The sequence below is a fragment of the Deinococcota bacterium genome (assembly GCA_030858465.1).
GTDB lineage: Bacteria > Deinococcota > Deinococci > Deinococcales > Trueperaceae > JALZLY01.
Genome location: JALZLY010000040.1, coordinates 1 through 3,797, shown reverse-complemented (window position 1 = coordinate 3,797; position 3,797 = coordinate 1). Strand labels below are relative to the sequence as shown.

The window sequence follows — 3,797 nt, the reverse complement described above, 5'->3', positions numbered from 1 at the left end:
GAGCCATCAACGCTTCACGCACCCAACCCATCGCCTCCGAATCATGCCACGTAACCTCGGAGTGATTCTCGCGCTGCGCCTGATAAACAAAAATGCCACCCGTTTCCCCAGTGGGTCGAACGTTACGCACACCGTCGTGAAGTGGATTCAGCGTCCCTTGAGCAGCAGCGACACCTAGCCCCAGAAACTCCCTCCAGTCCTTCTCGAGGAACACCTCCATATCCCGCCTGTACCTCGCGAAGTCCAAGAGGTCCAGTGGCCTGAGATCGCGGAGGAACTCCGCAGCGACCTGGCCGTGTTCCTGCGTCCGTCTCTTTACCTCATCAAGCAATGCCTCGGCGTCCGCCACGCTCGGTGGTCGCTCCAGCAGAGCACCCAGGAGGTCCTCCGCCAACTGCTCCGGATTGAGCTCAAGCCTAAAGGGTGCGCTCTGAACCTCCAGGTTGTACCTGACATTCGAGGGAATGACATCACTCACGGCGCGTGGTTCAGGTAATCCTTCAAATGTCAGTCGGCAGGGGTCGAGGGTTGCACCGAGAGGGCTAGGGTAACGTTCGGTATCCCAATCGTAGTGCTGCCGGACGTACGCAGCGTGGTCCGCTGCCCAGCCGGTACAGACACTATCCAACGAGACAAGATATTCGATGGGGACCTCCGAGTGCTTCCATGCCAGGAGGCTTGCCCACACCGCGCCATGAGAGTGCCCTACGAGGACGATGCGGGCAGGATCGTCACGGTCTTTGATGAAGCGGCTGTAAGCATCAAGTAAGAATGCCTCCGCTTCCACATACCCAGCTTCATCACGGTTACTGAGGTAGCTGTGGTGCCTTTCAATGAAAGAGGACGCATTGAATGTCGACACACTCAGCCCGTTTTCCTCAAAGGTCGCTTGAAGGGTTTGGACGGTGCGGCGCTCAGGATCACTGAGGTAGGTGCTGTTATCGCGAGGTGGGCAGGTTCCTGGACCGCATTCACCCAAGGCAGGGAAGCCACTACGGCCGGAGAAGGTTATCAGAACGATGTCGGGTGTGGCCGCCTGGACAAAACCGCTCCCGAACACGAACGCCAGTACCGCGAGAAGGGCATAAACCATGCTGTTCTCAGTGTAGCGTTGGGGCTACTCGAGTGATGGCTGAGTTGAACATTACTGAGTCTGTCACCTTACGCACCTTGTCATTGCGAGCGAAGCGAAGCAATCTCGTATTGTATGCGCTACACGTAAAACAAGATTGCCACGTTGCTTCGCACGACTTCGTACCCGCTCCTTCGTCGCTCCTCGCAATGACAAAAAGAGGCGCTGGCACAGTACCTGCGTAAGGTGAGTATGTTAGAAAGATCGCCTGGACATTGTTGCATTGCTTTCCATATGGGCCATCTTGAGGTATCATGTGAGCATGATGCTCGTGTTTGAACCCACCCTTGAACCCCGCGAAGCCGCCTCTCGAGCGACGCCCCTCTACGATGAGATCACCCAAATCGAAGCGGGTTACCCGTTTGAGGAGTTCGAGCGGCTGAGTGAGACCCTTGGGGTGACGCAGCAGCAGCTTGCCGGCGTGCTTGGCATCAGTCGCAGCACCCTGAGCCGGCGGCGCGGTGATCAGCTGAACCCGGCGGAATCGAATCGCCTCTACCGGATCAAGCAGCTCCTCAATCTGGCAGAGCGCGCCATCGGCGAGCCTGAGGATGCCAGGCGCTGGTTGCGCACGCCCAACCCTCAGCTTGGTCATGTCCCACTCGAGCTGGCCGCAACCGCCCCCGGCCTGGACGCCGTGACTCGTTACTTAGAGCAGATTGCCGATGGCGTTTACCTCTGACGGCGTACCGGCTCAGCAGCGAACCGTACCACCGGCCCGAGGACGCCTTCAGCGGGCTCGGTGCGGCCAAGCATGGGGGCCGCTGGAACGGGCCCGGCACGAGACTGGTCTACGCCTCGGCCTCGATCGCCCTGGCTGCGCTCGAGCGCCTGGTTCACACCTTTTCCGTGAGGGGGCTGGAGGGAGTCTGGGTGTACGGCTTTACCTTCGAGGAGGGTGAGAGCGCCTACTTGGCTGAGACCGCGCTGCCCGAGGACTGGAACCGCAAGCCGGTGCCGCCGGACTGGCACGCCCCACCCCTGAAGGCGACCCAGCGCATCGGGGATAACTGGAGCGAGCGGCAAGCCTCGCTCGTTCTGAGAGTGCCCAGCGTCGTCATCCCGAGTGAGTTCAACTACCTGGTCAACCCCTTGCACCCTGCCTTCGAAACCTCCCGAATTGCCGCGCCACAGCAGTTTCACTTCGATGAGCGCCTCGCCACGCTGGTCCCCCTGACTGCACAAGGTAGTTGAGACGTCCTATCTCGAGCTTGCGGAAGTAGAGACGGGACGTCCCTCGAGCCTCCACTTTTGCAAGTGTACTTTTGGCTATAGGGTGAGCACTTCTTTGTGGAAGTGCCCACTTCTTGCTAGAGTGAACTCAGGAGGCAGTATGACCCGGATCAGCGTACTCGAAGCCAGACAGCAGCTCACCAGCCTCGCCAAGCGTGTCGCAGCGGGTGAAGACATCATCGTCACCCACAGAGGCAAGGACGTTTTGCGCCTCGCCCCTCCGACGCCGCCGCTCCCCGAGCTCACCGAGTTCCGCGCTAGCCTACAGCAGTTGAATCCGGATGAGCAGACGTTCAGCGAACTCGCGGAGGCAATGCGTGAAGATCGTCTCAACGGTCTCCCAGAGGATGGAGCTTGAGCACCTATCTGGATACGAGCGCCCTCCTCGCCTACTACCTTCCCGAACCGCGCAGTGCCAAGTTCGACGCTCTGATCAGCACCACCACGAGTCCTGCGGTTAGCAGCCTCGTCGAGTGTGAGATGGTTGCCGTCCTCGGTCAGAAGGTACGCGGCGGCAGGTACAACAGGAGCGACGCGCTGCGCGCCCTAAACAAGTTCCGCGATGACATCGGGCGCGGTGCGTACCGTTATATCATTGTGGACAGCCAGCTGATTCGGGCGGCCACGGAGCTTCTCGGGGGATTCACCATGGCGCTGCGCACGCTCGACGCGATCCATGTTGCTGTCGTCGTCCAGTACGGGTGCGACCTCATCACAGGTGACGAGCGCATGGCTAAGACCGCGCGGCAACTGGGCATCGTTACCATGTTTGTGGCAAGCACCCGGAAGATCAACCAAGGCACGAGCGCGGTGGACGCCGTTATCAATACCCTCAGCCTCGCTAACACGCTCACCCCCCACGAGTGGCACGTCGAGGGAAGCCGCGAAAACCGGGAGCTTGAGTGCCTGCGTGACGTTGAGGCCGAACACGGAGGGCTGTGGTATCACCTCCCCAGTCAGGCCGTTGTGCGCGTAGAGAATGATGGCCGTACCTACTATGGCAGAATCCTCAAGTAAGCATTCTCTTGGCCATAGCGTTATTCGTGGCAGCAGTAAGGTCACCACTTGCTTTTCTCCTCGAGCCCTCTTCTGTTTCTCTTTGCTCATCCCTTCTCCCTGATTACCTTGTAGCAGTCAAAGTAAAGCTCAAGCCCATCTCACGCCGTACTTTTAGTCCAATAACCCTACACCCTCATACCTTTCCTTCTCTTGCCCTGTACCCAGGTTTCCTCCTGGTTTACTTTTTGGTAAAACCTTAAGGGAACCCAATAGGTAAAGAGGAGGGGATGAGTTGGTGTGGGGTGCGGGGGTTATCGGACTGTTAGTACAGTAGAAATGTGGTATAGTTGGTGGAATAGAGTTTGGATAGGGGAGAACAGTGTCCGATGTAGGCCAAGCCATGCTGAGCGAGTTAAGGCGGATTAGCGAGGCG

At 58.8% G+C, this 3,797-nt stretch carries 5 protein-coding genes; 4 read left to right on the top strand and 1 reads right to left on the bottom strand.

Going from position 1 to position 3,797, the window contains the following annotated elements; translation table 11 throughout:
• Positions 1–1,093: hypothetical protein (locus tag M3498_02260; GenBank protein MDQ3458120.1), on the bottom strand; the 1,093-nt coding region annotated here is incomplete at its 3' end.
• Between the two features lie 301 nt (positions 1,094–1,394).
• Here M3498_02260 and M3498_02255 point away from each other — a divergent pair.
• From M3498_02255 to M3498_02240, 4 genes are all read left to right on the top strand, one after another.
• Positions 1,395–1,814: a DUF2384 domain-containing protein gene (locus tag M3498_02255; protein ID MDQ3458119.1), complete on the top strand. Its 420-nt coding sequence runs from the start codon at positions 1,395–1,397 to the stop codon at positions 1,812–1,814.
• Complete coding sequence (locus M3498_02250) at positions 1,811–2,326, top strand: RES family NAD+ phosphorylase (protein MDQ3458118.1); 516 nt, start codon at positions 1,811–1,813, stop codon at positions 2,324–2,326. Before M3498_02255 ends, M3498_02250 begins: the two co-directional genes overlap by 4 nt.
• 139 nt (positions 2,327–2,465) lie before the next feature.
• Positions 2,466–2,723: a type II toxin-antitoxin system prevent-host-death family antitoxin gene (locus tag M3498_02245; GenBank protein ID MDQ3458117.1), complete on the top strand. Its 258-nt coding sequence runs from the start codon at positions 2,466–2,468 to the stop codon at positions 2,721–2,723.
• Positions 2,720–3,382, top strand: coding sequence for a type II toxin-antitoxin system VapC family toxin (locus M3498_02240; GenBank protein MDQ3458116.1), 663 nt, complete (start codon positions 2,720–2,722; stop codon positions 3,380–3,382). The genes M3498_02245 and M3498_02240 overlap by 4 nt, the downstream gene beginning before the upstream one ends.
• Positions 3,383–3,797: the final 415 nt, after the last annotated feature.

What these genes read in the sequence shown, in the direction of transcription:
- M3498_02255 (MDQ3458119.1), top strand. Translation starts at nt 1,395, where the DNA reads ATGATGCTCGTGTTTGAACCCACCCTTGAACCCCGCGAAGCCGCCTCT.
- M3498_02245 (MDQ3458117.1), top strand. Translation starts at nt 2,466, where the DNA reads ATGACCCGGATCAGCGTACTCGAAGCCAGACAGCAGCTCACCAGCCTC.